We start from the raw sequence: 4837 nt of genomic DNA on the forward strand, positions 1-4837 counted from the left end.
AACAGTCAATAAATCTAAACAATTGCACCCGCAGTCCGGGGCTTGCCATTGCCCAATCCATCAGTTTGTCGTCCCAGCGCATTTGGTCTTGCAGTTGGCCAAAAAACGATCGCTTTTTGTCTTGAGTTGCCTTCAGGATTTCTCGAGCTATTTCCTGAGTTTTTGCTTCGTAGGTGCTTTGAGATACTTGTGCAACCATTGGTAATTAGTAATTAGTAATTAGTAATTGGTAATTGGCGCGGCGGGTTGATTGATTTTGCAACTACCGCCCGATACGATTATACTTACTAATTGACTTCTATTTTGACTCCGTAGTTTGCTTGGCGATCGCCCGAAATTTCAATAGTATAATCGCCGCTGGTGGCTAATTGACCTTGCCACTCACCTGTGCTATCAGCAGTCCCTAATTTTTCACCGTTAGGAGCAATAATTGCTGCGCTAAAATCACCTTCTTGAATTTTTACTGTCATGGTTTGGCCGCTATTGCAGTCGAGCAAGTAGCGCTTGGATATGTTCGCCCGCAAACTATTTCTCAGAGTAACTCCGGTAGCGCCGGCTTGAAAGTTAACTCGCTCAGTTACAGGGGTTTCCACCGCAGCGGGAGAAGGAGAAGGAGAAGGCGACGGCGAAGCAAGTTGCGGAACACCTGAGAGTGCGGGCATTTGAGTGGGATTGGGCGACGGGGCGGTTGCTGGTGGCCGTGCCGTACCCGGTGCTGGGGGAAGTCCCGGCAGGCGGTTGGCGGGCGCGGGCGGGCCTGGTGCTGGGCTTTGGGGGAGGGGTACGTCAGCGGGCAGTCTGATTTGAATGTTCGCTCTTTCTTGATACATTCTCCACGCCAGTAAACTGCCGAGACTGAGCACGGAACCGACTAACATTCCGCTCAGAAAAACTGCCAAAACTTGCCATTTTTGAGCTGGTTTTGGATCGGGATTTGCTGTGTGAATTATTGGAGGCGGATAAGTTGCAGGTTGAGTTGTTTCCGCAGCGATATCGGCGGCAAATGGAATTGTTTCTGTTTCTGTTTCAAGATTGGCAATGAAAATATCTTGTTTGAATGCAGTTTTATTCGGACTTTTTGTGGCGGTATTGGCAGTTAAACTATTTTCGGTTTGGGGTGTTTCAATGGAAGTTTCTGCTGCTTCAGAAGTTACAGTTAAATCATCTTCGATAGCGGCATTTTTCATTGGAGTTTCTGCTGGTGCGGAATCAGCATCGAAACTGCCAATTGTTTCTGGTTGCTGAGTCAATATTTGATTTTTTTTAGGTTCGTCACTCATGGGATAAAATTCTCGTATAAAGATTGCTTTTTAGCATTTTACGCGATCTGTGCGATCGGCTGCAGTGAAATAATACCGCAAGGTTCTTGACAAACTGCCCGAAAACGCGATCGAGGAATCTGTCGGCTGGGGCGATCGTAAATTTACGAACTTTTAAAACATCTGATATTTATCGAGATGGACGATTGACTCGAACCAGCATTCCTCGCTTGTGTTTCCACACTAGCAATAGCCTCCGAAATTCGTGCAGCCATCCTTTGTCTGTCTTGTTGGTCGTCTTTACAGACAATGGTGCCATTATGTTAATCTATATCGTTCAAATTAATTGCTGCTTCAATCTCGTCAGGAAATGCTTCAGCATAAGCCCAGGCATTTTTCAAGTCGCTAGCGCTAAGATGCGGATAATCTTCTAAAAGTTGAGCATCAGTTGCACCTAATCGGCGAGACTCTACCAGTCCCCAAACAGAAATTCTAGTGCCTGCAATCCTCGCATTACCGCCGACAGTACCGGGAGTTTTTTCAATTCCCTGCCAGGTGTTGGCTAAACTTTGAGCTAATATCTGTATTGCTAGAGCTTTCTCAGGCGGAGTCAGGGAAAGCAGTTGCGGTTCTAATTCTTTTAGTGTCATAGTCTATCGCGGGTTTGGCTGCTGGGAATGTCGTATCTATATTATAGCGATCGAGCTTTTTGCAGGGTAGCCATCTCTTAAACTCCTAGCACAGTTTTGCTAAATATTAGCAGAGGAATGCAAGTTTTGGAGGTATGTTGGGATTTGCGGTGGGGTGGGGGCGGGTTTATGAGATTGTTCGTTACAGGCGAGTATTGTTGGTGAAACCCGCCCCTACCAATTACCAATTTCCGACTCCCAATTCCCGATTACTAATTATTAGGTAAAGTCAGCCAAAAAGGCTGCAGTTCGGGCTTCCTCACAGTATTCGTCGCCGACTGCAGGTTTCCTTTCAATTCTTGATAATAGCGATCGTTTAGAAAACTCACACTAACACCAGCAGGAAGCAGCAGTTGGCGCAATCTTTCTTGAGTGTAATCTTTGCCGTCAATCATCGGGCCGCGCGGATTAGAAACTAACAAATTGCCGTTGACTGGTACCGAATTGACCATATTCGGCCACCAAGCATAACCGCTGTAGCCAAACATCGCTGGAACTTGAACGATTTGGTCGTCTGTCAGTGAAAACTCTCTTTTCAACTTGTCTAATATCGGGTTAATTTTCTGCTTTTGCAAATTGAGATTGTGTTGCATTAAAGCTTGATTGTTCAAGGCGGCGCTGACTGTAGTTTCATTGCTCAAACCGCGATTGATCGTAACATCGCCGTAACCTGTTTTTGACAATTCTTCTAACAGTCTAACTCCGGCTTCTGGACTGACGATCGCCATTACATATTTTCCGGGAGTTTGACTGGGAAGAAAATTGATAATTTCATCGACTTGACGAGTCAAAAGCCAAGAAGTATCAATATCCACCGCAGGGCCTTGAATTCTTTGAGCTTGAATAAAATCAAGTACCTCTGGATTAAAACTAGCATTCCCCGAATTTCCGTAATAAGCTCGACCCATTGGGTATCCGGGAATCGGCGGTGTCACCTGCAAATTTCCGTAGCCATTTGACCACTGATTTACAGGATTTTCAGCGCGAGAATTACCAATTTTAATCACTCTCAAGTTACGCTCTTGAGTTGATTTATCCGGCGGGTTTTGGTCGGGTTCGTCAGTGCTTTTGAGAGCCACATTCAATTGGCGTATATCAGATTTTTCGGGAAGTTGAATGTAGCCGTTTTTCTGAATGTCTTGCATCCAAGCATTATCGCCTTGGATAATTTTTAATTGAGCGCCAGTGGGTTCTACTGCTTGTTTTAGTTGCGAGATAAATTCACTGTTGGCGGCCCCTCTGTCGCTGACTTGAACTTCTGTTACTGGTGCGGTATTGGCTGGTATTATCCAAGGACTGACACCCATTTGGATTGTGGTGGCGGCGATTTGTTGACCGTTGTTTTCGGCAGTTGCTTTGAGATTGACTTTGCCGCTCCAATTGCGATCGGCAAATTGTTTTGCTTCGACACCTAAAACAATATTCGTGCTAAAAACTAGGGGTTTTGTACCGGATATATCTACAGCTTGCCATCCATCGCCTATTTTCTGAAAAACGTTGATATGAGGGTTGGCGATGCTATCAGCAGTGATAAATAATTGAGAGGTTTTGAAGTTTTCAGACAAAGTTAAGTTAACTTGAGAAAGCATGGCTGCGCGGCGGGGGACGCTAACTTTGGTTTGTTTCCAAGGGGCTATTTTTGTGCGATCGTTCTTGGGATCGTTAAACACGATTAGCGCGCCGCTAGACAATGACCACTGTTCTTTTCCGGCTTCGTCTAGTTGATTGATTTCGCCGTCTCTGTTAGTATCTCCCGCAAAGAAGAAGTTGCTCGGCGAGGCTGCGAGGTCTACAGGGGCGGGAGTTGCTGTTGCGGTTGATTCAGGAGTTGGTTGAGGAGTTGCTTGCTGATTTCTTTCTAATTCTTGGCGGGCGAGTTCTTGGCGGGCTAATTCCTGCTTTTCTAATTCTTGGCGGGCTAGTTCCTGCTTTTCTAATTCTTGGCGGGCTAATTCTTGGCGGGCTAATTCTTGCTTTTCTAATTCTTGGCGGATTAGTTCTTGTTTTTCTCGTTCTTGGCGGATTAATTCTTGGCGGGCGAGTTCTTGTTTTTCTCGTTCTTGACGGATTAATTCTTGTCGGGCAAATTCTTGTCTTTCTATTTCTTGGCGGGCGAGTTCTTTTTTCTCTTGTTCTTTTCTCTCTATTTCTCGGCGGGCGAGTTCTTTTTTCTCTTGCTCTTTTCTGGCTAGCTCTCTTACCCGTTCTTCCTCGGCTCTAATTTTCTCTTGAGAACGTGCTACTTGCCATTCGTAGGTAGCGACAGTGAGGTTTCCTTGATATTCGATGGTTTTGTCGATCGCAGCCTCAGTCAAAAAAGAACCGTGAGGGATGAGTCGCAGGTGGTTGAGCGCCATTTGCCACAGGCGTTGCGACTCTTCCCAAGTAGCAGGAGAAGCTTGAGAAGTGCGTCCAACTGCGACAGCTCGGGCGGCTATTTTAGCAGCATCATCCCAATTATTTTTAGCTCTTTCTTCGGTTTGAATCTGACTTTGAGCGTTTTGGAGTTGCTCGGCCAGATTTTCGGATTGCTGGCGGTTCCAATACTGTGAGGAAAACAGGCTGCTGTCGGGATTTTTCGCGACGTTATCTAATTGTACTTTGAGGCGATCGCGCAATTTGTATAGTTCCGGGAGCGATTGCGGAGTGTCGCCGTCTGGCTGTCGCCCTGAGAGTGCGAGTTGGTAGTTTAGGGAAGGTTGAGCCACTGTTGCGGGCACAGCAATCCAAATAATACCGATGACGACACCGAAACCATTGATAATGGCGATCGTAATATATTTAACTAAGCGCATATAGTTTATCCTCAGACACCCAAATAATTTTACCTAATATTGGGATAAATGGGAAATTTAATTGTAAAAACTTACGCATGAGGCCCAGAAACCG

General features: G+C 45.7%; 4 protein-coding genes. All 4 read right to left on the minus strand.

Going from position 1 to position 4837, the window contains the following annotated elements:
- The coding region (locus WBA89_RS09920) for a hypothetical protein (RefSeq protein WP_424406084.1) at positions 1–199 on the minus strand (199 nt) is incomplete at its 3' end.
- Positions 200–287: 88 nt separating this feature from the next.
- Positions 288–1280: a hypothetical protein gene (locus WBA89_RS09925; protein ID WP_424406085.1), complete on the minus strand. Its 993-nt coding sequence runs from the start codon at positions 1278–1280 to the stop codon at positions 288–290.
- Positions 1281–1582: 302 nt separating this feature from the next.
- Entirely contained in the window at positions 1583–1909 is a 327-nt protein-coding gene (locus tag WBA89_RS09930; protein WP_333089123.1) for a DUF433 domain-containing protein, read from the minus strand.
- 251 nt (positions 1910–2160) lie between these two features.
- A complete protein-coding gene (locus WBA89_RS09935; RefSeq protein ID WP_424406087.1) occupies positions 2161–4743 on the minus strand; it encodes a protein-arginine deiminase family protein in 2583 nt (860 codons plus the stop codon).
- Positions 4744–4837: the final 94 nt, after the last annotated feature.

The organism is Microcoleus sp. (assembly GCF_049646505.1).
Classification (GTDB): Bacteria; Cyanobacteriota; Cyanobacteriia; order Cyanobacteriales; family Microcoleaceae; genus Microcoleus.